Genomic DNA, 24,393 nt, shown 5'->3' with positions numbered 1-24,393 from the left:
TTAGCACATACTTATTTCATCTCCCGGCATCCGCTACGCTACTACCGGGCTACAGCAGGCAGCTTAGGTGACGAAGGACCGAAAGATAAGTTTCGCAGCCTGAGGAAATGAGGTCATGGATGACCGATGTGAGTCGCTCCATGGATGGATTGTTAACACACACTTCACTAAACCACCGTTCACTGCCGCACAGGCAGCTTAGGTGACGAAGGACCGAAACACAGTTTCGCAGCCTGAGGAAGTGAGGTCATGGATGACCGATGTGAGGCGCTCCAGGGAAGGATTGTTCGCACACACTTATTTCATTTCCCGGCATCCGCTGCGCTACTACCGGGCTACAACAGGCAGCTTAGGTGACGAAGGATCGAAAGATAAGTTTCGCAGCCTGAGGAAGTGAGGTCATGGATGACCGATGTGAGCCGCTCCATGGATGGATTGTTAACACACACTTATTTTATTCCCCGGCATCCGCTGCGCTACTACCGGGCTACAGCAGGCAGCTTAGGTGACGAAGGACCGAAAGATAAGTTTCTCAGCTTGAGGAAGTGAGGTCATGGATGAGCGATGTGAGGCGCTCCAGGGAAGGATTGTTAGCACACACTTATTTCATTCCCCGGCATCCGCTGCGCTACTACCGGGCTACAGCAGGCAGCTTAGGTGACGAAGGACCGAAAGATAAGTTTCGCAGCCTGAGGAAGTGAGGTCATGGATGACCGATGTAAGCCGCTCCATGGATGGATTGTTAGCACACACTTATTTCATTCCCCGGCATCCGCTGCGCTACTACCGGGCTACATTAGGCGTTTTAGGTTTGAACAAGGCTCGACGTAGCCCAGATGTAACGAATGTGAAATCCGGGAATCCACCCAGTTCACTGGCGCTTAAAAAACTATTATTAGAGAGGATAAAAAAAGCGAACGTATAAACGCTCGCTTTGATGAGATGGTGCTGTTCTTGCCTTATGGGTTAAGGCTGAATAGTCATTTTAAAGGCTTTGCCTTCGACATTACTCATTTGCAGGGTCAATGGCTGCGTGTTATTGAATGCCAGTCCATCTGGCAGTTTGAACGACCACGTCGCTTTTGAGCCGAGCTGGCAACGCACTGCATAAGCCATTGCTTTACAAGTTGACCAAGGAGCAAATTGGTTGTGGATCGTTACAATGGTTTTGTCTTTCAGTGATGAGGCTGGGTAAGTCGCTAACACGTGTCCATCTTGGCTTAATGAGACCTGTGCAATATAAGCGCCTTGGGTATCTGGCCCAGTGGTGATATAGCTGTGCACTTTAAGCAAATTACCTTGAATGGTTGCCTGTGACAACGCCACGGTGTGATGAGCGTTATCGATACGTTTACCTAATGGGGTAACCAGTGCACCAAAGTTGTAGCCATAGAAACCAACCGTGAAGAGAATAGAAACAATCCCCATGATGGTCGAGAATTTAATCACTTGTGGGGTTGAGAGTGGCAGAGGACCACTGGTTAGCCACCGCGCCCAGAGGATGTTTTTCCGTTCAATGGCGCCTTGAAATAATTGGTCGACCGCGTAGCGCCCGCCGCCAGTTAAAAGTGTGACCGCAGAGGTGGCAAAGCCAAGCGCAGCCATAGTCCACTCATCTAAACAGGTGGTGCCCATCCAACCAAATATAATCATCAAGGTGCAGGCAAGGCCCAACCCGATGATAGACATGAGTCGCGTTGCAAAACCAATAATTAAGCCTACACCAACAACCAGCTCAACTAGTGTAAAGAAGATAATCGCCACATGCAGCAGCGTGCTGTGGTTAAGCAACCAATACATGAAGCCACTTAAATCTAGCGCCATACCCGGAGCAGCATGCACCAGCTTATTGGCTAAATAGGCGTGAGAGGTTGGATCAAGCTTTGCGGTTGCATAGATGAGACGCCGACTCGCACCGCCCCAGTATGTCCAGCCAGACACGAGCCGGATGGCAAGTGCCATGATGCCAGCAACTTGCCAGAATAAGGGTGATAATAAGGCACTGTCAGTTGATTGACGTTGATGCGATTGAGACATAATGATTCCTATAGGAATAATAAGATGGTGCTATTAAATGTAATAAGAGAGGAATTTACATTGATGACGGTCAAAGAACAAGAAAGTTAATAATAAGTTAATTTTATGCTTATATTCATTTTTACTGATGAATCGTCATGCCATAATCTGATTCACCTTGAATCACAATCACGACACATTGGCTGACTGGGCGTGATGCATGTATTCGGTTTATATTGAAGTGGAAGGCAGTAGAAGGTGTGTTGAAAGTTTGTGGGAAATGTAAAAAAACCAGCACGTAACAATACGTGCTGGTTTGCAATGATATGTCGGCGCAGCGCTAGCTCACATCACCTATTTATTTGGTCTTTTGCGCAGAGCTGCTAAGGCTGGGTGCGGCAGGCTGGACCGGGATCTGCTGTTTAGGTTTATACAAGAGTGCGTTGATACCTTCTAAATCACTCAGTTTCAAGGTGCCAGCAAGCTGCTTCAAGGTCAACATATTGATGATGTAATCATATCGAGAACCAGCAAGTTCTTCTTTGGCTTGATAAAGATTACTCGTAGCATCTTGTACATCAACAATGGTGCGAGTTCCAACTTCAAAGCCCGCTTCTGTTGCTTTCAATGCACTGAGCGACGATTTTACCGCTTGTTTATAGGCGGCGATAGAGCTTAAGTTGGCCCGAACGTCGTTGTAGGTACTATTCAGATTACTTTGTACGGTCCGGTAGGTTTGATCTAATGTTTGAGAGGCCGAAACGTAGTTATAGCGAGCTTCACGCACTTTTGAATTCACTTCACCACCTTGATACAGCGGCATTGAGAATTCTAAACCAACACTGGCGGCATCGGCGTGACCTGCGTCACTCGCGGTGTCATTGATCGCATCATTACGATAATATTTATCCTGCGTGCTCAGTCCACCTGTTAATGACAGGCTTGGAAGATGATCGCTCTGCGCTAAGCTGATTTTTTGTTCCGAAATCTGTTTGGCAATGCGCTCTGCATTTAGTTGTAAGTTTTTGTTCGATGCTGCGTTCATCCAATATTGCCCTTCATGTTGCAGGGGCGCCGGATCAAATGATTCGGTATCAAGCAATTCTAAATTACGCGGGATCATTCCGACGATTTTACGTACCGCTTCATAGCTATTGTCGAGTGAGTTTTCTGATTGGATCTCTTGGGCTACTGTTCGGTCATATTCCGCTTGCGCTTCGTTGACATCCGTAACGGGGGATAAACCTACTTTATATTGCTGTTGAGTTTGATCCAACTGACGTTTAACGGCATCTTTATTCGCCCGCACATAGGATAAATCGTCGATTGCCCGCAGCACATTAAAATAAGCCGTTGCAACCCGAATCATCAGGTCTTGTTGCTGATAACCATAGAGCGCCGCTTGTTCAGTCGCGGACTTCTCAGAGATGCCTAAGTTGATCCAATTTGACTGTGAGAAAATTGACTGCGTCAAATTAAGGCCAGCGCTGGCTTTGTTGTACTTTGACGCCTGATAATCACCAACGGATGTACTATAGGTGTAACCCGCGCTTAAATCAATTTGTGGCAATAATGAAGCTTGCGACTGATTAATCCGCTCAAACGCGGCATCGCGCTCTGCTTTAGATTGTAAAATGACCGGATCTTTTTGTTGAGCTAATTGATAAATTTGAAGTAAGTTGTCAGCATAGCTATTCAAGGCACATGAGCCTAAACCGACTGCGACCAAGACGGACGTTAATTTGAGCTTCATTCTGATTCCTTTTTATCCCCGGCGTTATACCACTAATAATTAAAGGTATATGGATTTTGCAACAGTATTAAACAATTTTATACTAGATATTGCTGTATAGTACGCATTTATGTTTGCCTGGGCAATTAAATTATCCAGGATCTTATATCGCGCTTGTGCAATCCTTGTTGGTCTTATTCGAGTACTTATCTTTTATATATAAGGAGTCTTATGAACAACCTAGTTGATCATGCCCAATTTGGGCATGATGATGTTCAAATGAAAACGGTTGAACCTCTGTATCGCGGTTTTTTCAAACTTGATCGCTACCACCTGCGCCACAAATTGTTTGGTGGTGGATGGAGTGATTGGTTTTCGCGTGAAGTGTTAGACAGAGGCCATGCGGCGGCAGTACTACTCTATGATCCAAGCCATGATCAAGTGGTGATGGTGGAGCAATTTCGTGTTGGGGCGTATCCCACAGCCGCCTCACCTTGGCAGCTAGAACTGGTGGCTGGGATGCTCGACAAAGAAGGTGAAGACCCCCATGAGGTTGCGAAGCGCGAAGCGCAAGAAGAGTCAGGACTGACCCTCGGTCGTATTGAAAAGTTGTATAGCTATTATCCTAGCGCGGGTGGGATGACTGAGCAGATCCATCTATATGTGGCTCAAGTTGATGCTCGTGAGGCCGGTGGTATCCATGGTTTGGCGAATGAAAACGAAGATATCTTAGTACATGTGCTTGATAGAACTCACGCGGTCGAATTAACTCAGACAGGGCGAATTGATAACGCCGCAGCATTAATTGCGTTACAATGGTTAACGATAAACGTGAATGCATTACGTGTGCGTTGGGGTTTTGCCAAGATAGCTCAATAGAGGAGTATGGGTTGAAGTCTGTGGCCAAAAAATATCGTGTTGACTTAGATAAGCTGATGCAAATTTATGCGGCGAATTACCTACTGTTTTGTCGGATGTTTCCTACCGATATGGAAGTAGGCGAGCGGCTGACGCTGCGTCCGGCGCAAGGTCAAAAACCGCTATTTATGGGGCAACTTGAGTGTAAATGCTGCGAGCAGACTCGCTATACCTCTGTTTTTTCGATTCGCCAGCAATATTGCGCTTCAATCGCTGGACTCAATGAGCCTGAGATGGTTGTGAGATTGTTCCATGACGCATCACTTGCGGAAGTGTGCTCAAGTCAGCAGATTTCCAAGCTTAAACCACGCTATGATTACCCTAATCATCAAATGTATCAACAAGATGAGAAACAGCAGGTCAATCAATTCTTATATGATTGGTTGCATTATTGTTTAGCGCATCGAGTAGCTGTTGATGCGTAATCACGATAAGATAATGTTGACCCAATAACCATTATTTTTGCCAGATAACGACTGTGGAATTTGAGAAAATCTTTACACATGCAGATGCCAATGGTGAGCTGCGACTATTGCAATTGACTGATACTCACCTGTTTGCTAATCAGGCGATGGGGCTATTGGGTGTCAATACTTTCGCCTCATTGCAAGCGGTTGTGGCACAGATCCAAACCGACTCGATCGCCTTTGATTGGATCATGGCAACGGGTGACATTTCTCAAGATCATAGTGCTCGTTCCTATCAGCGCTTTGTGGATACTGTACAAGCGTTAGGAAAGCCGATTTTGTGGTTACCTGGCAACCATGATATGCAGCCGTTGATGAGCCAGACGTTTTCAACGAATGGCGTGTGTGATACGAAACAAGTAGTGAGTGACCACTGGCAATTGATTTTGCTTGATACTCAGGTGCCGGAGAAGCCACATGGCTATCTGAGTGATGGGCAATTGCAGTTTTTAGCGGGCGCGCTGGATGATTATCCAGATAAAAATGCGCTGGTGTTGATGCATCATCAAAGTCGCCTGATTGGGTGCCGTTGGTTGGATCAGCACAATTTGAAAAATTCGGATGCCTTTCACCAAGTGTTGCAAGGTCGATCTAATGTAAAAGCTGTATTGTTCGGTCATATTCATCAAAATTATGAATACCAGTGTGATGGTGTGGCTTATATTGCATCACCGAGTACTTGTATTCAGTTTTTACCGTTATCAGATGATTTTGCGCTTGATCAGCAGCAACCGGGTTATCGCTACCTTACACTGAAAGCTGATGGGACGATTAGTTCTCGGGTCAAACGACTGAGTGGTCAAGCTTTTTTGCCTGATAATCAATCGCAAGGATACTAGGCGAGCGCGAAAGCTTTGCCTTGTTGGTTTGCTAAGTCGTAGGATTATAAATGGCGCGTTATTTGCTTTTTATCCATGGTTATCAAGGAAGTAGTCAATCGTATAAAGGCGCATGTTTACGCCAATATCTACAGACACATAATCCAGATACAGTGTTGCTTATCCCTCAATTAGCTTGTTACCCCCAGCCTGCATGGTTGCAGATCCGTGAGATACTCGATACCTTTGCCGGAGAATTAATCGGTATTGTTGGAGCTTCGATGGGTGGGTTAATGGCGGCCAAAGCGTCAGTTGATAGTGGGCTACCCGCTGTATTGGTTAACCCTCTGGCAGATCTATCGATTGTAACAAATCTTTTAGGTGAGCATATTCATCCCCAGACCCAAGAGCAATATCGGTTGAATACGAAGCATCTAGAGCAGCTTAAAGAGATGCAAATCGCGCCAGAGCGATGTTCTCAGCGGCAGTGGTTAATCCTGCAAACAGGCGATGAATTACTTGATTTTCAGCAAGCGCTGAAAATGTATCCCCATACCAAACAAACGATTGAGTGTGGCGGCAATCATGGGTTTGCTGGATTTGCTCGCTACGTGCCGGCAATCATTCAGTTTTTACTTAACAACAAAAAGATATAATAACCATGACCAATGAATATACATCTGATGCCATTGAGGTTTTAAGTGGATTGGATCCGGTTAAACGACGTCCCGGTATGTATACCGAAACCGACCGGCCCAATCACTTGGCGCAAGAAGTTGTCGATAACAGTGTCGATGAAGCCTTGGCTGGTTTTGCAAAAAATATTAGTGTGACCTTATATAAAGATCAGTCATTATCAGTCAGTGATGATGGCCGTGGGATGCCCGTCGATATTCATCCAGAGCAGGGTGTCAGCGGTGTTGAATTGATCTTTACCCGATTACATGCCGGGGGCAAATTCTCCAATAAAAACTACCAATTTTCGGGTGGTTTACATGGTGTTGGGATCTCGGTTGTGAATGCCTTGTCGACTCGTGTTGAGGTTGAAGTTAAACGCGATGGACAGCTCTATAAAATGGCGTTTGAAGCGGGGCTCAAAGCTCAAGAATTGACGGTATCAGGCACAGTGGGTAAGCGAAATACCGGAACTTATGTGCATTTTTGGCCTGATCCCTGTTATTTTGATTCAGCCAAATTTGCGTCGGGTCGCTTGGCGCACCTGCTCAAAGCCAAAGCAGTGTTGTGCCCAGGTTTAACGATTACGTTTGTCGATGAAGTTAAAGCTGAAACTCAAACGTGGTGTTTTGAAGGCGGTTTAAGTGACTACCTGGGCCAAGCCGTTGAAGGGTGGGAATGTCTGCCGCAGACGCCGTTTTGTGGCGAATTGGCCCATGCTAATGAAGGCGTTGCTTGGGCTCTGACCTGGCTACCTGAGGGAGGCGACAATACCAGCGAGAGCTATGTCAACCTAATTCCGACTACACTCGGTGGTACGCATGTGAATGGGCTGCGCCAAGGGTTACTAGATGCCATGCGTGAGTTTTGTGATTTTAGAAATCTGTGTCCTCGGCAGCTGAAGCTGTCCCCTGATGATGTTTGGGATCGCTGTAGTTACATTTTGTCAGTTAAGATGCAGGACCCTCAATTTGCTGGGCAAACCAAAGAGCGATTATCATCTCGCCAATCGGCTGGGTTTGTCTCAGGGGTGATCAAAGATGCGTTTAGTCTGTGGCTCAACGCCAATACGGCTGAGGCTGAGCAACTTGCAGACTATTTTATTAGTAATGCGCAAAAGCGGATGCGTTTGGGTAAAAAAGTGATCCGCAAAAAAGTCACTAATGGACCGGCACTGCCGGGTAAACTAACGGATTGTTCAACCCAAGATCCAATGCGCGGCGAACTGTTTTTAGTGGAAGGTGACTCGGCGGGTGGCAGTGCTAAACAGGCGCGCGATCGCGAATTTCAAGCGATTATGCCGCTGCGAGGAAAAATTTTAAATACGTGGGAAGTGGATGGCGCTGATGTGTTGGCGTCGCAGGAAATTCATGATATTTCTGTCGCATTGGGGATTGATCCAGACAGTGACCAACTCGATAAATTGCGCTATGGTAAGATCTGTATTCTTGCGGATGCCGACTCCGATGGCTTACATATTGCAACGTTGTTATGTGCATTGTTTGTTCGGCATTTTCGTCCCCTTGTCGACCATGGGCATATTTATGTAGCCATGCCGCCATTATATCGTATCGATTTGGGCAAAGAAGTTTTCTACGCACTAGATGAATCGGAAAAAGAGACCATTTTGGCGCGGATCGAAGCGGATAAAAAGCGTGGTAAGGTTAATGTGCAGCGGTTTAAAGGTTTAGGGGAGATGAACCCAATACAGCTTCGCGAGACGACCATGGACCCGAATTCTCGCCGATTAGTTCAGCTAACGATTGATGATGATATTGGCACAATTGAGTTAATGGATCGCCTACTCGCAAAAAAACGAGCGCCAGATCGACGTATTTGGTTGGAAGCGAATGGGAATATGGCCATTGACCTCGTTTAAACGGAGTTGAGCGTGGGAAAGAGTATTTCTCTGGGCGTTTTACATCAAACCTTGTTTGTTTTATCAGGGTTATTGATACTGATTTTTTCAGGATTAGTGGCTCTGAACTATTACAATATTCGCAGTTTCTTTGAAATTGAGCGAAGTGAAACGATCCAACATGAGAAAAAGCTTTTTTTTCAGCACTATGCTGATGTTCACCAACAGCTGCAATTGATTAGCCGCGCCAAATTTGCGGAGCAACCTGTTGCGAAGCCATTTAAAAATGCCGAGCTGCTTTGGCTACAATTGCAGCAGAGTTATCACCACCCATTACTGAATATGGTGGTTATCGATAAAAATCATCATCGACTGATGAGCCAGGGCACTCGTCCCGTGAGTGATAAAATATTAGATTGGTTTGAAAATCCCCGCGGTAATCACCACTCTAAGCCTTGGTTATTGGATTGTGCATCACATTGTGAGGTCTATTTTAAAACTCGGCTGTCAATCGTGGAGCAACAATATACGGTGATCTATGGCCTCGATGCGCAGCGTTTATATGACAGTTATATCGGCGATCAGCCACAGAATATGCTCGTGGGGATCCAAGCGCATGACCGAATTGCGTTACTCTACTCTAGCAGCAAAATCGATCGCTCTCTGGGACTGTTAATTGACAAGATGACCCGGCGCGCCTTGCAGCAAGGGCTTGCTGATCTGATTACCCCCAACGGGGTGGTTGAATTGATCAGTTTTCGATTAAGCAATACCACCAGCAACATACCCATTTTTTTCGTTCAATTTCATTCGATTAATGGCTTAGTGGCACATTTTCGTCAGGCCAATCGCAATAATTTGCTCTATGGTCTCGGCTCATTACTGATCGCGGTATTGATGTTGATGCTGTTGTTGCGCAGACCTTTGCTACGTATCCGTTGGTTAACGCAATGTTTGCCGATGCTGGCTAGCTCAAATTATCGACAATTTCGGCAAGCAGTGGCCCAACAACGGCAAGGGCGGATTGTTGATGAGTCGGATCAGCTCGGGCAGGCTGCAACGCAATTATCTTACCAATTGGAACGCTTAGAGCGGCAACTAAAAAGCCGTGCTGATGAACTAGAATGGTTGGCGGGACATGATCATTTGACGCAACTGCCGAATCGCCGTGAATTTGAAAAGCTGATCAATCAACAGCTGGAATCATACATACCAGGATGTTTGATGCTGCTTGATTTGGACAACTTTCGTTATGTGAATGAACTAAGTGGTCATAACACCGGTGATCAGATGATCCAACAAGTCGCGCAAATGTTGAAACGTCTGTTACCGGAAAATGCGATTATTTCTCGCATCAGCGGCGATCAATTTGGCTTGTTTATCCAGCAAGCCGATAGCATTTTGTCAAAAAATATGGCGCAGCGGCTCAATAAGTTGATCGGTGAAATTAGAGTGCCTGGTCATTCGGCGATCCATACCGCCTCGGCGAGTATCGGCGTGGTCTTGGGCCCCGAACATGGTAACAGTTATAATAGTTTGATGAGTAAAGCCGATATCTGCTTGTTTCAGGCGAAATCACAAGGTAAACACTGCTCGGTATTCTATCAAGTTGATAATCAAAGTGGTGGTGATGTGGTTCAGCTCCATTATTGGCTCGATTTGGCGCAGCATGCTATTGAGCGTGGGCAAATGGTTTTGCACTACCAACCTATTTATGACAACCGCATCCAAGAGATCCGTCATTATGAAGTGTTGTTACGTGTGCGCGGCGATAATCAACAATTGATTTCGCCTTATGAGTTGATCCTTGCAGCCGAGAAAAATGGCTATATCAGTGATATTGACCTGTGGGTGATTCGCTGTGCATTTGACCAGCTTGAGGATAATTTTCGCCACCATCATCGCGATCGTTTGGCGATCAATTTATCAGCTCGGTCATTTTGCTCTGAGCATGTGATAGCGCAGATAGCCTATGAAGTTGAGCACCGCTCACTGCCCGGTGAACTGATCATTTTTGAAATCACCGAAACAGCGGCGCTGCCTAATCTTAAGATGGCACAAGCACATATTCAGATCTTAAAAGATCTTGGGTGTGCGATTTCTCTCGATGATTTTGGGGTGGGTTACTCCTCATTTCATTCATTACGTGAATTGCCACTTGATTACGTTAAAATTGATGGCTCGTTTGTTCGCGATATTATCGATAATACTAAAAACCGTTATTTTGTGCGCTCGTTGTGCCGAATAGCTCATGATTTGGGGCTGTTAACGGTGGCCGAATTTGTCGAAAGTTCAGCTCTTTATCATGAATTACAGGGCCTAGGGGTTGATTTCTCGCAGGGGTATTACATTGGTAAACCGATGCCTGCTGAGCAAATCTGGTCAACGCAACGCAGTGCACAAGTGTTATCATTACGCCCTCATTAGTATTTTCTGGGTTTTCCCCAGTCTCCCTATTTAGAACAAGAAAAGGTGTTTCACCATGAGTGATATGGCTGATCTCAGTCTGGAAGGTATTGAACGCCAGCCGATGCGGACATTTACCGAGCAGGCTTATTTAAATTATTCGATGTATGTGATCATGGATCGGGCGTTACCACATATCAGTGATGGCCTAAAGCCAGTACAACGGCGGATTATCTATGCGATGTCAGAGCTTGGCCTTTCGGCAGCCGCTAAATATAAAAAATCGGCACGTACAGTGGGTGATGTGTTGGGTAAATATCATCCACATGGTGATTCAGCCTGTTATGAAGCCATGGTTTTGATGGCTCAGTCATTTTCGTATCGCTATCCGTTAGTTGACGGGCAAGGCAACTGGGGAGCACCCGATGATCCGAAGTCATTTGCTGCGATGCGTTATACCGAGGCGCGTTTATCTAAGTTTTCCGAGGTGCTTTTAAGTGAGCTTGCTCAAGGAACGGTTGAATGGGGCCCCAACTTTGATGGCGAACTGCTTGAACCGTTGACGTTACCCGCGCGGTTACCCCATATATTGCTTAATGGTGTGACGGGGATCGCCGTCGGGATGGCAACGGATATTCCGCCGCATAATGCGCGAGAAGTTGCGAATGCATGTGCGCATCTATTAGATAATCCAAAGGCGCAGCTTAGCGATCTGCTTACCTTTATCAAGGGGCCTGATTATCCAACTAATGCTGAGATTATTACCCCGATTAAAGATATTGAGAAAATTTATCAAACTGGGCGCGGCAGTTTAAGAATGCGGGCTGTCTATACAGAAGAAGATGGTGAAATTGTCATCATGGCGCTGCCTCATCAAACCTCTGGTGCTAAAATTTTAGAGCAGATCGCCGGCCAAATGCAGGCTAAGAAACTGCCAATGGTGGCAGATTTACGTGATGAAGGCGATCATGAAAACCCTACTCGTATTGTGATCACCCCGCGCTCCAGCCGGGTCGATATTCCAATGTTGATGGATCATCTGTTTGCATCCACCGATTTGGAGAGAAACTACCGAGTGAATTTGAATATGCTCGGCTTAGATCGTCGTCCGCGGGTTAAAAATCTATTAGCGATCTTGACCGAATGGCTCACCTATCGCCGTGACGTCGTGCGCCGGCGTCTGCAATTTCGCTTAGATAAAGTACTCGCGCGCTTGCATATCTTAGAGGGGTTGTTGGTTGCGTTTTTAAATATCGATGAAATCATTGCGATCATTCGCGGCGAAGACAACCCTAAAATGGCATTGATGGAGCGCTTTTCGTTATCGGCGAAACAAGCTGAGGCGATCCTCGAAATTAAACTGCGCCAGTTAGCCAAATTAGAAGAAGTGAAGATCCGCTCTGAGCAAGATGAGTTAGATGAAGAGCGTCAAAAGTTAGAAAAACTACTGGGTTCTGAGCGGCGCTTAAATACCTTGATCAAAAAAGAATTGCTCAGTGATGCTGAAAAATACGGTGATGATCGCCGTTCACCGCTAGTTGAACGCAGTGAATCGAAGGCACTCAAAGAGAAAGACTTAGTGCCCGCTGAACCGATTACAGTGGTGCTCTCTCAGATGGGTTGGGCACGCAGTGCCAAAGGGCATGATATTGATGCGGCGGGTTTAAGTTATAAGTCAGGTGATCAATATCTGGATAGCGTCAACGGCAAAAGCAATCAACCGGTGGTCTTTGTTGACAGCTCAGGGCGAAGCTTTTCGCTATTGCCACACACACTCCCCTCTGCTCGCAGTCAAGGAGAGCCCTTAACTGGACGTTTTGATTTGGTCGCAGGAGAGATGTTTACCCATGTTGTGAGCGCTGAATCGGATGACCAGCTCTTTGTCTTAAGTAGTGATGCCGGCTACGGATTTATCTGTAAATTCTCTGATATGATCAGTAAAACGCGTAATGGGAAGGCGTTGTTAACCTTGCCTACTGGCTCTAAAGTGATGACACCGATCCCTGTTACGATGCTAGCGCACGATCAATGTTTGGCGATCACCAATGAAGGGCGGATGTTACTATTCCCACTGACAAGCTTGCCTGAGTTAGCCAAAGGGAAAGGAAATAAGATCATCGGTATTCCATCGGCTCGAGTCAAAAATCGCGAAGAATTTGTGAAGGTGATGACGGTGGTGCCCAAAGATGCCAGTGTGACTATTTGGGCGGGTAAACGAAAATTAACGCTTAAACCGTCCGATTTGGAACATTATCAAGGTGAGCGAGGTCGACGAGGCAATAAACTTCCTCGGGGATTACAACGAGTTGATGAACTGTTGATTGAACCTAGCACTCATGATAGTGGTCCAACGGTCGATTAGATCGTTGATCGACAGATTTTAAAGCGTCGATTGGCCAAACGGCTCTTGTTGGTCATTTAATCGACGCGTATACTCGCACCCCTTGTTATTTAAGGTCCTAATTTATGCTCGCTTTTGTTCGGTTTATCCTAATGGGTATCGGGTTGATCGTTATTTTTGTTTCAGCCTGTTTGTATGGAGTGATTCGTCCTCGTCATCGTAACTCGGTATTTTACTTTGGTCGCCTGTTCGCATGGTTTAGTTATATTCTTGGGGTGAAAGTTCAAGTGCGTTATACCAATAAAGCCGCACTTCCCAAACAAGCCGTGTATATTTCGAATCATCAAAGTACTTATGACATGATCACCTTACCCTATGCGCTGCGCCCTGGGGTTGTGACCATCGGCAAAAAAAGCTTGGTTTGGATCCCCTTATTTGGCCAGATTTATTGGTTGACGGGCAATATCCTCATCAACCGAGATAAAAAGGCTCGCGCGGCTGAGACGCTGCGCCAATCAGCCGCTAAGATGGATGAGCGAAAGCTTTCAGTTTGGATGTTCCCTGAAGGGACGCGCAGTTACGGCAAAGGGTTGTTGCCATTTAAAGCGGGGGCATTCCAGTTAGCTCGTAAGGCGGAACAACCGATTGTTCCAGTGTGTTGTTCATCGACCCATGAACAGGTTAAATTGAATCGTTGGCACAATGGCACGGTCATCGTTGAAGTCGGTGAGCCTATCGATTGTCTACAGTGGCCGAAACATCAGGTTCGTGATGAAATCGTTCAGTTACATCAAACGATGGAGCAGCGGATCTATCAATTAACGGTCGAGGCTCGTGGTGACGCCGCCGATTATGAAGGGTGTACAGCCTCTCAGTTAAAAGGAATATAAGTTGGAAAATAACACGTTGCAGTGGCAGGATGAAACCGATGCGATTATTCAAGAGTTGTTGGATGATGGCAGTGATCCTGATGCGATTTATACGATTGAACATCACTTCGCCAGTCGCGATTTTCAAGCCTTGGAAAAAGCCGCTGTCAATTGCTTTAAAGCCGGCTTCGATGTCACTGATGCTGAAGAAATCGAACTTGATGATGGTGCTAAAGTCATGAGTTTTGATGTCATCATTGAAATGGCGCTGGAAGGCGAGCAAATCAAATTAGATATTGAAAAGTTAGCGGCGTTAGTTGCGAATGAATCAGTATTCTATGACGGCTGGGGCACCTACTTTGAAGGTGATGAAGACTTTGATGATGACGAGTCATTTGAAGATGATGACTAGCCTCATCTAGAATGATCCTATTGTTATATTGAGGGCTACCGAATTGGTGGCCCTCATTGCCATTGTGGATGCAGTTTTAAAGGTGCTTCGTTTTGTCTGGCAAGCTCTGCTATCCATTGGTCAATTTGATTCATCATGTGATCGGTGGTGATAGATACCAGCTCTATCTCTTCATCCCCCATATCTAAATAGCGCACTTTGCCAGCCAACTCTGGGTAGCAATACTCGATCAGTGAGTTTGGTTTAAATTGATCTAAAGCGAATAAATAACTGGCATCGAGCAATTCCTGATAGCTGGCTTTGAGCCATGCTAGCTCGTTAGTCGGTGATCGTGGGGTGATACCTAGCAATAGCTGACGAATTTGGCTGCTCAGTGTGGTCGCTGTTTGTTGATTGAGACCGCTTGTTAGAATTCGGCATTCGGCTTGATAGGGAAGATGTAGAATTAAGCACCATTGGTTGAAGTAGTCCTCAGCGATACGACTGCGGCCATCTTCACAGGCAGATAAAAAAAGTACTTGGTTAGCCACAATGACATCCTCAATCTACAGGGTATTCTCATTTACCGTAGCAAACATTTGTGAATTTAATATGTTATAAGTTAATATTTATTTACATCTAAGGTATTTGGACCAAGGGCTAAGAGCCTCTATTGTTTTATGTGGTAAATAGACTCATAGGACGAGCATATCCATGCGGCGGTTGTTTATGCAGTGGTTTTGCGCTTCACCCATCTTGCTTGATGCTTTGGCGTTAAGGACTTGGAGCTAATCGCCGATCGTAAAATGGCATTTGTAGTGCCATGAAAAGTATGTGATGTAAAAAGTTTGTTAGCGCGTAGATAAGAAAAATACTATCGTTTGAGTGAATGTTCAGGTAAAGTTTTTCCCATAGCTTGGTGCGATGCCAAGAGTGAATAAGCGTATTGTCCAATAAGCTATCTTCGTATAACCCCACTAATAAGGTGTGGGGGTCTCTACCAGAATCCGCAAAATTCTGATTACGAAGAGCAAAGTATAAATCCCAAAGGCTGGCGCTAGCTGACGCGACAGTCTCATGGGGTGGTGCTTTTCTCTTTGTAACGGTCAATTAGAAAGCACCTCTATAATATTAACGTGACCTAAATGATGAGCTTGATGCGGCCCAAAATGCAAATTGCTGTCTTAGATGAATCGACCCTTCGCCTCTCTTGAGTGCAGCTTGGATAGCATGGTGATCACAGCTAATGCGATCGAGTAACCAGTTAAGGGTATGTTTAGCTTATGCTAACGTGCATGATTTATGCTTTGGGTCATTTCAAGCTTTAATTTGATTAATAAGTTGTTAGAGGACGCAACATGAGAGAGTTTGTAGAACGATTGCCGAAGGTTGAACTGCACCTGCATATCGAAGGGACGTTAGAACCTGAGTTGATGTTTGAATTGGCTAAACGTAATCAAGTGGCGATTCCATTTAGCTCTCCGGAGGCGGTGCGCCAAGCGTATCAATTTACCAATCTGCAATCATTTTTGGATATCTATTATCAAGGTGCCAATGTGTTATTGCATGAGCAAGACTTCTTTGATTTGACTTGGCATTATCTATTACGCTGCCAAGTGGATCGCGTTGTGCATACCGAAATATTTTTTGATCCACAAACACATACACAGCGCGGCGTTGCCTTTGATACGGTGATCCGCGGGATTAACCGCGCTTTAAAGCAAGCTGAAGAGCAACTGGGTATCAGCAGTGTGTTGATCATGTGTTTCTTGCGCCATTTAGATGAGGCCAGTGCATTTGCAACGCTACAGCAAGCACTCCCTTATCGTGGTGAAATTATTGGCGTTGGGTTGGACTCATCAGAACTGGGCCATCCACCCGAAAAATTCGCCAACGTGTTTGCTAAAGCGCTCGAACTTGGTTTTAAAACCGTTGCCCATGCCGGAGAAGAAGGCCCTGCTAGCAATATTCATGATGCGATTAATTTGCTTGGCGTGACGCGAGTGGATCACGGCGTACGCTGCGTTGACGATGCGCAGTTAGTGCAGATGCTTGCCCAAACGCAAATGCCACTGACAGTCTGTCCGCTGTCGAATATCAAGTTAAAAGTATTTAAGCAGATGAGTGAACATAATATTGTTGAGCTGCTTAATCATGGTTTGTGTGTGACCATCAACTCAGATGATCCAGCCTATTTTGGTGGATATATGAATGACAACTTTTGGTCAGTTGTTGAGGCGTTTCCACTGACTAAAGCACAGATCGCACAGTTTACCTTTAATGCGATTGCAGCCAGTTTCATTGATGCGGATACGAAAGCGCGGTTAGCGGAGCAAGTTGAAGGCTATTTAGCCATCAGTCAGTCGATCAATTAAGTTTATTTTCACCAAGTTCTAGGCCGTCAACTGCTCTGTAGTGATGGCTTAGTGTTTGGGGCAATATTTAGAGGCTTTTGCACTGAATCACGCACGATCAATTGTCCTAAAAGAGGCGATGAGCTAAGTGGCTCACGCGTCGCTAAATGGCGGATGGCTTGCTGCATCATTTGCTCAAGGGGCATCTTCACACTGGTTAATGCCGGTGTATAAAACTGTCCCATGACAGTATTATCAAAGCTAGCGATGGACAGCTCATCAGGCAATCTGATCCCAATTTGTTGAAATGCCTTCATTGCTCCGATCGCCATATCGTCATTACCGGCAATTAAGGCTGTAAATTCTCCTCGATGCGCTAACAATTGTTGTGCCGCTTGATAACCGCTTTCAGGCGACCAATCCCCCTGTGCAACCCAATTGGGATTGACCTCAAGCTGGTGTGCTTTCAAGACTGCTTTAAATGCTGCAAAACGTTGTAAACTGCTGGGCGAATCAGGATGACCTTGTATAAAAGCGATGCGCTGGTGGCCTTGACTGAGTATATATTCGCTCAGCTTTTCGCTGCATCCGTAATGATCCATGGTAATACAGGTTTGACCGACTATATCTCGATTGATAACAATGATTGGGGTTTGGCTGCTTTGTTTTACTTCAGATAACTGCTTTGCGGTTAAAAACTGTGGGTAGACAATGACGCCAGCACATTTCATGTCGAGCAAAAAATGGATGGCATTGAGCTCATCTTGAGCGCTATGTTTCCCATCGGCTAACACCAACTGATGGTGATGCTGTTCACTAAAACTGGCACCGTTATAGACTAAGGTTGAAAAGTAGGGGCCATTGTAGAGCGAGTTGGTCATGACAAAGCCAATTAAGTTGGTTTGACGGGTGGCGAGTTGGCGCGCTAATAAATTAGGCCGATACCCCGTCTCTTCAATGGCGCGAAAGACCGCGGCAGTGACATCTTTACTCACAATATTTTTGCTATTTAGCACGCGTGAGACCGTCGATTTTGAGACGCCAGCTCGTTTGGCAACATCCAACATTGTAACCATCAGTGATCCATCTTCGTTAAAACCATCGATAAGTGAGTCAGCCCGTAGGCTGACCTATTGTTTGGTTATGTTAGAGGGTCTGACCGTTGGAGGCAATCACCTGTTGATACCATCGAAATGACTTCTTCGTTTTGCGCTTAAGCGTGCCGGTACCATCATCATGTTTATCAACATAGATAAACCCATAGCGTTTTTTCATTTCACCGGTGGTAAATGACACCAAATCGATACATCCCCATGGGGTATATCCCATCAAATCGACGCCATCTATGCTCACTGCCTTTTTGAGTTGTTCGATGTGGGCACGTAGATAATCAATTCGATAATCGTCATTGATTTCTCCGTTAGCATCCGGGGTATCACTTGCTCCTAAGCCATTTTCGACAATAAATAGTGGCACTTCATAGCGCTCATAGAGTGCGGCTAGGGAGTAACGTAGGCCAACTGGGTCAATCTGCCATCCCCAATCGCTGGCACTGAGATAGGGGTTTTTGACCGAAGCACTACTGCTGCCATCTAAGCTATTACTAATGGATGTCTGCACATCGGCTTTGATGGTATTAGACATGTAGTAACTGAGTCCCATATAGTCCGCTTTGCCTTTTGCGAGTATCGCTTCATCATCTTCGCTTATCACGATGTGATATCCCTTACGTTGCCACTCGCATTTGGCATAGCTTGGGTAATGACCTTTGATCATCACATCAGAGAAGTAATAGCGATCATGCATGTGTTGATGGGCTAACATGACATCATCTGGATTAGAGGAATAAGGGTAGTAGGGCACCATGGCGCACATGCAGCCAATTTTTAGCTCGGGGTTGAGTTGATGCGCCCAGTCAACCACGATGGCGCTGGCGACAAATTGGTGGTGAGCGGCTTGATACATCGCCTCTTCGGGTTTGCTCTTTTGTTTGAATAGAACCCCTGAGTTCACCCAACCAAAGAGCTCATTTTCGATATTCTTTTGGTTGTTGATCTCATTGAAGGTCATCCAATATGTAACTTTGTGTTGGTAGCGCTCAATGACCGTTTTTGAAAAGTTCACAAAGCAGTCCAATACCTTGCGGCTCATCCAGCCATCGTATTTTTGCGCAAGGTGGAGCGGCATCTCAAAATGACTTAAAGTGATAACGGGTTTTATTCCATACTTAAGAAGTTCATCAAATAGATCATCATAGAATTTTAAACCAGCTTCATTGGGGGTTGTTTCGTCGCCAAGTGGGAAGATCCGACTCCACGCAATACTGGTTCGAAAACACTTAAAGCCCATTTCGGCGAATAGCTGAATATCCTCTCGATAGTGATGGTAAAAGTCGACTGCTTCATGGTTTGGGTAAAATGCATGAGTGTCAATTTTTTGATCAATGTGTCGAGCTGTGTTAACGTTTCCACCGGTGACAACATCAATAATACTAGGGCCTTTCCCATCTTGATCCCAGCCGCCTTCAAGTTGATGTGCTGCGACTGCGCCGCCCCATAAAAAATCATCTGGTAATTGTTGACTCATATAAGCTCCTACGATTGAGATAGTTGAACTTGAGATAGCTCAACTTGAGAGATATGTGTTTGAGAAATGTGCTTTTCAGATAACTGCATGAGCGGCTGTGCAAATGTCGCAGTCTCTGTTGTGAGTTGATCAAGTTGATAGTCATCACTATTAAGAATGATAAAAGGCGTGGTCAAATCATAACCACTGTTGGCTATCACGGACAGGTCAAATTCGATCAATAGATCGCCTGCTTTTACGCTATCACCCACGGCGACCCGCGTATTAAAGTGCTGCCCGTTTAGCTTTACTGTGTCTAATCCAACATGAATGAGAAGTTCGGCGCCGTTATCACAGATTAAGCCAACGGCGTGCTGTGAGTCGATTACCGACATCACGATGGCATCGCAAGGGGCGATAATCTGCCCTTCAGATGGATAAATGGCTATCCCGTCGCCGAGCATTTTTTGCGAAAAGCCATCATCATTGACTTGAGTTAGTGCGATCAACTGACCTTGCGCTGGGCTAAGTAGTGTGAATGGCTGTGATGCGTCCGCTGAAGTGGCAATTGCCGCAGGTTTAGGTGATGTTGATAATGGGGCACTAGCTGACTTATCGCTTTCATTTGCCGATTTGGGATCATCAAACCCCACGCTATAAATCAGTATAAAGGTAGTGACTATCGCGCAAGCGGCGCCTGCGAGCTCACCAATAAATGACATTGGATTGGTGCTGCTGATCGCATTGACCATCGTCAAAATACCGGGCAGACCAGCAAATACATAGTAATAACTACCAAATAAACTGGTGACAATAGCTCCTAGCGCACCGCCAATACACCCACAGATAAATGGTTTTTTAAGACGCAGTGTCACCCCATAAATAGCCGGTTCTGTGATACCAAAAATCCCCGTAACCCCTGCTGAGAGTGCCGTGGCTCGGAACAATTTGTTGCGAGTACGCATTGCGCAAGCAAAGGCTGCTGCCATTTGCGCAATCACGGCAATGGTTTGATAGGCTTGAAATGAATCGTGTCCATAAACGGCGTAGTTGGCAAAAACGACAGGGGTTATCCCCCAATGGATCCCAAAGATAACAATCACTTGCCAGAAACCGCCAATGATGGCTGCTGCTAATGGCGGGAAAGCATCGTAGAGCCAGTTATAACCGTGGGCTATCCACATTGCCGCATCGGTCGTGATAGGGCCTATTAAAACTAAAGTGAGCGGCACCATGATGACCATGCATAGCAGCGGCGAAAATAAGGTGCTGATAATATTTGGGAGCACTCTTTCAAGGTAATGTTGTAGATAGGAAAGTAACCAAACTAAGAAGATGGGCGGTAGAACCGATGCGGTATACACCGTTTTCGCTAGCGGAAAAAATAGAAATGTCATCGGGTGGCCTTGGGCGATTTGTGCGGCCATTTTCCCCCATTCTGGATTAATCAGAGCCGCGCAACACAGAACCGCAATATAGGGGTTACATTTAAAATGTTTAGATGCTGTCACCGCGATAAATATGGGTAAGAAGGTGAAGGGTGTCCATGACATAAAGTTGAGTATTGAGTAAGTGCTCGTGTGCTCAAAACTAGGGGCGGCTAGTTTGGCGAGGATCAATAACCCTTGCAGGATCCCAGCGGAGGCTAAGACATAAATAATGGGAGCAAAAATGGCTGACATGGTGGCAATCATCGCGTTTATCACGCTTTGCTTGGAGCCGGTATCATTGAGTTTATTCTGGTCAACCAGTTGACTCATTTCTTGATAAAGATCACTGACATGAGTGCCTACCACCACTTGGAACTGACCCCCACTGATGATGACTGTAATCACCCCCGGCATTGACTTAATCCGTTCAGCGGCATGCTCCGGTATGCTTTTAATAATTAAACGAAGTCGAGTCGCACAGCGGGAGAATGACGACAAATTCTCCTCGCCACCGATCTCTTCGAGGATATCGCGCGCCAGTTGAGCATAATTTCTTACTGCTGTAGCCATAGGACCCCTTCCTTGTTTATAAATATATCTGCAACCGGTTTCAGAGTAAAATAATAGAGTCGCTTTGCAACCGGTTGCAGAATAAGGTGTGGCCTATATCAATTTTTTAATGAGATGGTGGTTTGAACTGTGAGTTGTTTCGAATTTTTAAAATAGGGAGGAGCGTAATCCTTGATATTTATGCCACTAATTGATTTTATGATCTAGAGGCCCTAAACATAGTTGCTCATGCTAAGTTTTATCTCAATTAAGTCATCACTACGTTGGTTGTCATCATGGGTGACTGAACGGTGTTATGGGGTGCCGACCTACAGTGATTTTTCTAGATAGCGCGTGTCGGTGAGCGACCGCCTTGTTCTTGAAAAGAGCATCGGTTTGATGATATCCACTCATCTCGCTTTGTTTCAAGGGCGTCAGCACCGATAAGCGCCACAGAGCACTAATGCGATCGAATATTCGATGACTAGGCCAACGTCGCGCCATGATCGATGTCGATGGTATGATCGCGGTTGTTGTTGAATTAACACGCTAATAACTCTGATAAACTCGACTCATCATCAGCGACTTTATCATTTTATGCGATTGTTGGCCTAGCGCACTCTGGCAAGGTTCAATGGCTCTATACCTGCGTTCTATCTGGTCTCGTCATTGTTGGTTTTACGATGTATTGATCTTACGCTTTTGATCCGGATCAGTGAAAGCGCAAACTCTTGATGGCAATAGACGACATCGCGCAACTTCTATGTCATGTTGATAAAAAGTAACGCTATGGCTGATGATTCGTTACATTCTAGCCGAAGACCACACAAATGTTGAATCGAATAGAATGTTTGTCCCAACTGGGCTACATGGCTCGGCGCCTCTGAGCGTCTTAACGAACCACTTAAATCCATCGCAATGAGTATATTCAACTAAATAGAAGAGTTGTGATGAATCATTTTATTTTTACTAATACTCAACAATGCATCGGCTGTCATGCGTGCGAGATAGCTTGCGTTATGGCGCATAACGATGATCAGCATGTCGTATCTGAAGCATTGTTTCACCCCCGCATTCGAGTGGTTAAAATCGGTGAACATCACAATGTGGTGACTTGTCACCACTGTGAACAAGCGCCTTGTGTAGACAGTTGCCCGATGGGTGCCATAACCTCGCAAGGGGGGAGTGTCCACGTGGAGCAAAGTCTATGTATTGGTTGTAAAAGTTGCGAAGTGAGTTGTCCGTTTGGCGCATTTGAAGTGGTGCTGCAATCTGTTGATGATGGAATAAACGCCCAAGCGATAAAGTGTGATTTGTGTGAAGGCCGTGACGCTGGTCCGGCTTGCGTGGAGCAATGCCCCAGCGGCGCTTTGCAATTAGTTGATGCGACGCAATTAGCGGTGATGAACAATACGCGGCGCCAATTGGCGGCGATTAAGAGTGCCCAACCTTGGCATCGCGATCAATATGATAATGCGTTGGATGAGAGTATCGAACCCGAGTCTGCGAAAAGTAAACTCGCGCAGATAGCGACCACTGCGCCTCGTCAAGATCCCATCAAAATACCGTTAGCTATTCGTCGAACTCAGTTTACAGAGCTTTATCAAACCTTTTCGACAGAGCAAGCACAACAACAAAGTGAACGGTGCCTTAAATGTGGCGATCACAGTATCTGTGAGTGGCAATGTCCGCTGCATAACCATATTCCTCAATGGATTGAACTGATTAAAGCTGGACGGGTGATGGAGGCGGTTGAACTGTCGCATCAGACTAACTGTATGCCTGAAATCACCGGACGCATCTGCCCGCAAGATCGCCTCTGTGAAAACCAATGTACATTAAAAGATAGTACTGGTGCGGTGACGATTGGCAATATCGAGCGTTATATCGCTGAGCAAGCGTTTGCTAGCGGCTGGCAGCCCGATCTCTCGTCGGTGGTGCCGACCGGATACAAAGTTGCCATTGTTGGGGCCGGTCCCGCAGGGCTTGCCTGCGCTGACCAATTAGTGAGGCATGGTGTTAAGGTTTGCGTGTTTGATCGCCACCCTGAGATAGGTGGGCTGCTAACCTTTGGTATTCCGGCGTTTAAATTGGATAAATCACTGCTGGCTCGGCGCCGTGATATTTTTGCTCAGATGGGGATCGAATTTCAGCTCAATTGTGAAGTCGGCCAAGATATTGCGGTTTCTCAATTGCTCGAAGAGTATGACGCGATGTTTGTTGGGGTGGGAACTTACCAGCCGATGCAAGTGAAGTTGCCTCATAACGATGCGCCTGGTGTGTTTGATGCGTTGCCTTATTTAATTGCGAACACCCGTTTTTTAATGCGTTTAGATGAGCTGCCTGAGCAACCTTATATTGATTTGGTCCATCAGCAAGTGGTGGTGTTAGGCGGCGGCGACACGGCAATGGATTGTGTGCGTACTGCGCTGCGACAAGACGCTAAGCACGTTACATGCGCGTATCGACGTGATGAAGCGAATATGCCAGGCTCGAAAAAAGAGGTGCAAAACGCTAAGGAAGAGGGCGTTGAATTTGAATTTAATGTGCAACCCATTAGTATTGAGCTCAACCAAGACGGCTCTGTCAGTGGTATTCAAATGTTGCGCACCCAGCTTGGTGAGCCGGGGGATGATGGCCGACGTCGACCAGAGCCTATCGCGGGCTCAGAATTTGTGATGCCCGCCGATGCCGTGATTATCGCCTTTGGCTTTTTGCCTCACGATCTTACATGGTTAGCTGAACGGCATATTGATATAAACACCCAAGGGCGCATTGTCGCTAGTGTGCAAAGCCATTATCCCTATCAGACCAGCAATCCAAAGATTTTTGCTGGGGGGGATGCGGTGCGCGGCGCTGATTTAGTGGTCACTGCTATGGCTGAAGGTCGACATGCGGCGGCAGGGCTCTTAAGTTATCTAACTCAAAGCCATCACACTGAGTAAACAAGTCAATATGGAAGCAATAGCAAACGATCTAGGTGGAAGTTTGTATTTACCGATGG

17 protein-coding genes and 1 riboswitch are annotated in these 24,393 nt (G+C 45.9%); of the genes, 11 read left to right on the top strand and 6 right to left on the bottom strand.

Features of this window, described 5'->3' with window-relative positions; translation table 11 throughout:
* Positions 1-966: 966 nt before the first annotated feature.
* On the bottom strand, positions 967-2,037 hold the full coding sequence (locus tag ABUE30_RS06560) for a TQO small subunit DoxD (RefSeq protein WP_408622913.1): 1,071 nt from the start codon (positions 2,035-2,037) through the stop codon (positions 967-969).
* A 337-nt stretch (positions 2,038-2,374) separates the two neighbouring features.
* Positions 2,375-3,769, bottom strand: coding sequence for an outer membrane channel protein TolC (gene tolC, locus ABUE30_RS06555; RefSeq protein WP_408622912.1), 1,395 nt, complete (start codon positions 3,767-3,769; stop codon positions 2,375-2,377).
* Between the two features lie 210 nt (positions 3,770-3,979).
* Here tolC and nudF point away from each other — a divergent pair, with 210 nt between their 5' ends.
* From nudF to rraB, 9 genes are all read left to right on the top strand, one after another.
* Complete coding sequence (nudF, locus tag ABUE30_RS06550) at positions 3,980-4,627, top strand: ADP-ribose diphosphatase (RefSeq protein ID WP_408622911.1); 648 nt, start codon at positions 3,980-3,982, stop codon at positions 4,625-4,627.
* A gap of 20 nt (positions 4,628-4,647) precedes the next feature.
* Entirely contained in the window at positions 4,648-5,091 is a 444-nt protein-coding gene (locus ABUE30_RS06545) for a DUF1249 domain-containing protein (protein WP_408623196.1), read from the top strand.
* 53 nt (positions 5,092-5,144) lie between these two features.
* Positions 5,145-5,972, top strand: coding sequence for a 3',5'-cyclic-AMP phosphodiesterase (gene cpdA / locus ABUE30_RS06540; protein ID WP_408622910.1), 828 nt, complete (start codon positions 5,145-5,147; stop codon positions 5,970-5,972).
* 50 nt (positions 5,973-6,022) lie between these two features.
* Positions 6,023-6,607 carry a YqiA/YcfP family alpha/beta fold hydrolase gene (locus ABUE30_RS06535; RefSeq protein ID WP_408622909.1) on the top strand — a complete coding sequence of 195 codons (585 nt, stop codon included), beginning with the start codon at positions 6,023-6,025 and terminating at the stop codon, positions 6,605-6,607.
* Between the two features lie 5 nt (positions 6,608-6,612).
* Positions 6,613-8,505, top strand: a complete 1,893-nt coding sequence (gene parE, locus ABUE30_RS06530; protein ID WP_408622908.1) for a DNA topoisomerase IV subunit B — start codon at positions 6,613-6,615, stop codon at positions 8,503-8,505.
* Between the two features lie 12 nt (positions 8,506-8,517).
* Positions 8,518-10,911, top strand: a complete 2,394-nt coding sequence (locus ABUE30_RS06525) for a putative bifunctional diguanylate cyclase/phosphodiesterase (RefSeq protein ID WP_408622907.1) — start codon at positions 8,518-8,520, stop codon at positions 10,909-10,911.
* Positions 10,912-10,966: 55 nt separating this feature from the next.
* Positions 10,967-13,252 carry a DNA topoisomerase IV subunit A gene (gene parC, locus ABUE30_RS06520; RefSeq protein ID WP_408622906.1) on the top strand — a complete coding sequence of 762 codons (2,286 nt, stop codon included), beginning with the start codon at positions 10,967-10,969 and terminating at the stop codon, positions 13,250-13,252.
* 104 nt (positions 13,253-13,356) lie between these two features.
* A complete protein-coding gene (locus ABUE30_RS06515) occupies positions 13,357-14,121 on the top strand; it encodes a 1-acylglycerol-3-phosphate O-acyltransferase (RefSeq protein WP_408622905.1) in 765 nt (254 codons plus the stop codon).
* A gap of 1 nt (position 14,122) precedes the next feature.
* Entirely contained in the window at positions 14,123-14,512 is a 390-nt protein-coding gene (gene rraB / locus ABUE30_RS06510) for a ribonuclease E inhibitor RraB (RefSeq protein WP_408622904.1), read from the top strand.
* A 53-nt stretch (positions 14,513-14,565) separates the two neighbouring features.
* On the opposite strand, the gene ABUE30_RS06505 is transcribed toward rraB, so the two are convergent.
* Entirely contained in the window at positions 14,566-15,042 is a 477-nt protein-coding gene (locus tag ABUE30_RS06505) for a hypothetical protein (protein WP_408622902.1), read from the bottom strand.
* Between the two features lie 393 nt (positions 15,043-15,435).
* Positions 15,436-15,535, top strand: a riboswitch (purine riboswitch).
* 314 nt (positions 15,536-15,849) lie between these two features.
* On the opposite strand from ABUE30_RS06505, the gene ABUE30_RS06500 reads away from it, so the two are divergent.
* A complete protein-coding gene (locus ABUE30_RS06500; protein ID WP_408622901.1) occupies positions 15,850-16,866 on the top strand; it encodes an adenosine deaminase in 1,017 nt (338 codons plus the stop codon).
* 26 nt (positions 16,867-16,892) lie between these two features.
* Here ABUE30_RS06500 and ABUE30_RS06495 read toward each other — a convergent pair whose 3' ends face one another.
* From ABUE30_RS06495 to ABUE30_RS06485, 3 genes are all read right to left on the bottom strand, one after another.
* On the bottom strand, positions 16,893-17,921 hold the full coding sequence (locus ABUE30_RS06495) for a LacI family DNA-binding transcriptional regulator (protein WP_408622900.1): 1,029 nt from the start codon (positions 17,919-17,921) through the stop codon (positions 16,893-16,895).
* Positions 17,922-17,991: 70 nt separating this feature from the next.
* The gene (locus ABUE30_RS06490) at positions 17,992-19,431 is read right to left on the bottom strand and encodes a 6-phospho-beta-glucosidase (protein WP_408622899.1); all 1,440 of its coding nucleotides are present in this window, start codon (positions 19,429-19,431) and stop codon (positions 17,992-17,994) included.
* Between the two features lie 8 nt (positions 19,432-19,439).
* Entirely contained in the window at positions 19,440-21,410 is a 1,971-nt protein-coding gene (locus tag ABUE30_RS06485; protein ID WP_408622898.1) for a beta-glucoside-specific PTS transporter subunit IIABC, read from the bottom strand.
* Positions 21,411-22,339: 929 nt separating this feature from the next.
* Here ABUE30_RS06485 and aegA point away from each other — a divergent pair.
* The gene (gene aegA / locus ABUE30_RS06480; protein WP_408622897.1) at positions 22,340-24,334 is read left to right on the top strand and encodes a formate-dependent uric acid utilization protein AegA; all 1,995 of its coding nucleotides are present in this window, start codon (positions 22,340-22,342) and stop codon (positions 24,332-24,334) included.
* The last annotated feature ends 59 nt before the right edge of the window (positions 24,335-24,393 follow it).

Origin of the sequence: Celerinatantimonas yamalensis (genome assembly GCF_046054155.1) — a bacterium.
In the GTDB taxonomy this organism is placed as follows: domain Bacteria; phylum Pseudomonadota; class Gammaproteobacteria; order Enterobacterales; family Celerinatantimonadaceae; genus Celerinatantimonas; species Celerinatantimonas yamalensis.
The sequence above is the reverse complement of the archived record's forward strand: the minus strand, read 5'-3'. Positions and strand labels throughout refer to the sequence as shown.

Excerpts from the sequence above, each read along its gene's own strand:
- tolC (WP_408622912.1), bottom strand. The coding sequence starts at position 3,769 with ATGAAGCTCAAATTAACGTCCGTCTTGGTCGCAGTCGGTTTAGGCTCA.
- parC (WP_408622906.1), top strand. The coding sequence starts at position 10,967 with ATGAGTGATATGGCTGATCTCAGTCTGGAAGGTATTGAACGCCAGCCG.
- ABUE30_RS06515 (WP_408622905.1), top strand. The coding sequence starts at position 13,357 with ATGCTCGCTTTTGTTCGGTTTATCCTAATGGGTATCGGGTTGATCGTT.
- ABUE30_RS06535 (WP_408622909.1), top strand. The coding sequence starts at position 6,023 with ATGGCGCGTTATTTGCTTTTTATCCATGGTTATCAAGGAAGTAGTCAA.
- ABUE30_RS06500 (WP_408622901.1), top strand. The coding sequence starts at position 15,850 with ATGAGAGAGTTTGTAGAACGATTGCCGAAGGTTGAACTGCACCTGCAT.
- ABUE30_RS06490 (WP_408622899.1), bottom strand. The coding sequence starts at position 19,431 with ATGAGTCAACAATTACCAGATGATTTTTTATGGGGCGGCGCAGTCGCA.
- aegA (WP_408622897.1), top strand. The coding sequence starts at position 22,340 with ATGAATCATTTTATTTTTACTAATACTCAACAATGCATCGGCTGTCAT.
- ABUE30_RS06560 (WP_408622913.1), bottom strand. The coding sequence starts at position 2,037 with ATGTCTCAATCGCATCAACGTCAATCAACTGACAGTGCCTTATTATCA.
- parE (WP_408622908.1), top strand. The coding sequence starts at position 6,613 with ATGACCAATGAATATACATCTGATGCCATTGAGGTTTTAAGTGGATTG.
- ABUE30_RS06485 (WP_408622898.1), bottom strand. The coding sequence starts at position 21,410 with ATGGCTACAGCAGTAAGAAATTATGCTCAACTGGCGCGCGATATCCTC.
- ABUE30_RS06495 (WP_408622900.1), bottom strand. The coding sequence starts at position 17,921 with ATGGTTACAATGTTGGATGTTGCCAAACGAGCTGGCGTCTCAAAATCG.
- nudF (WP_408622911.1), top strand. The coding sequence starts at position 3,980 with ATGAACAACCTAGTTGATCATGCCCAATTTGGGCATGATGATGTTCAA.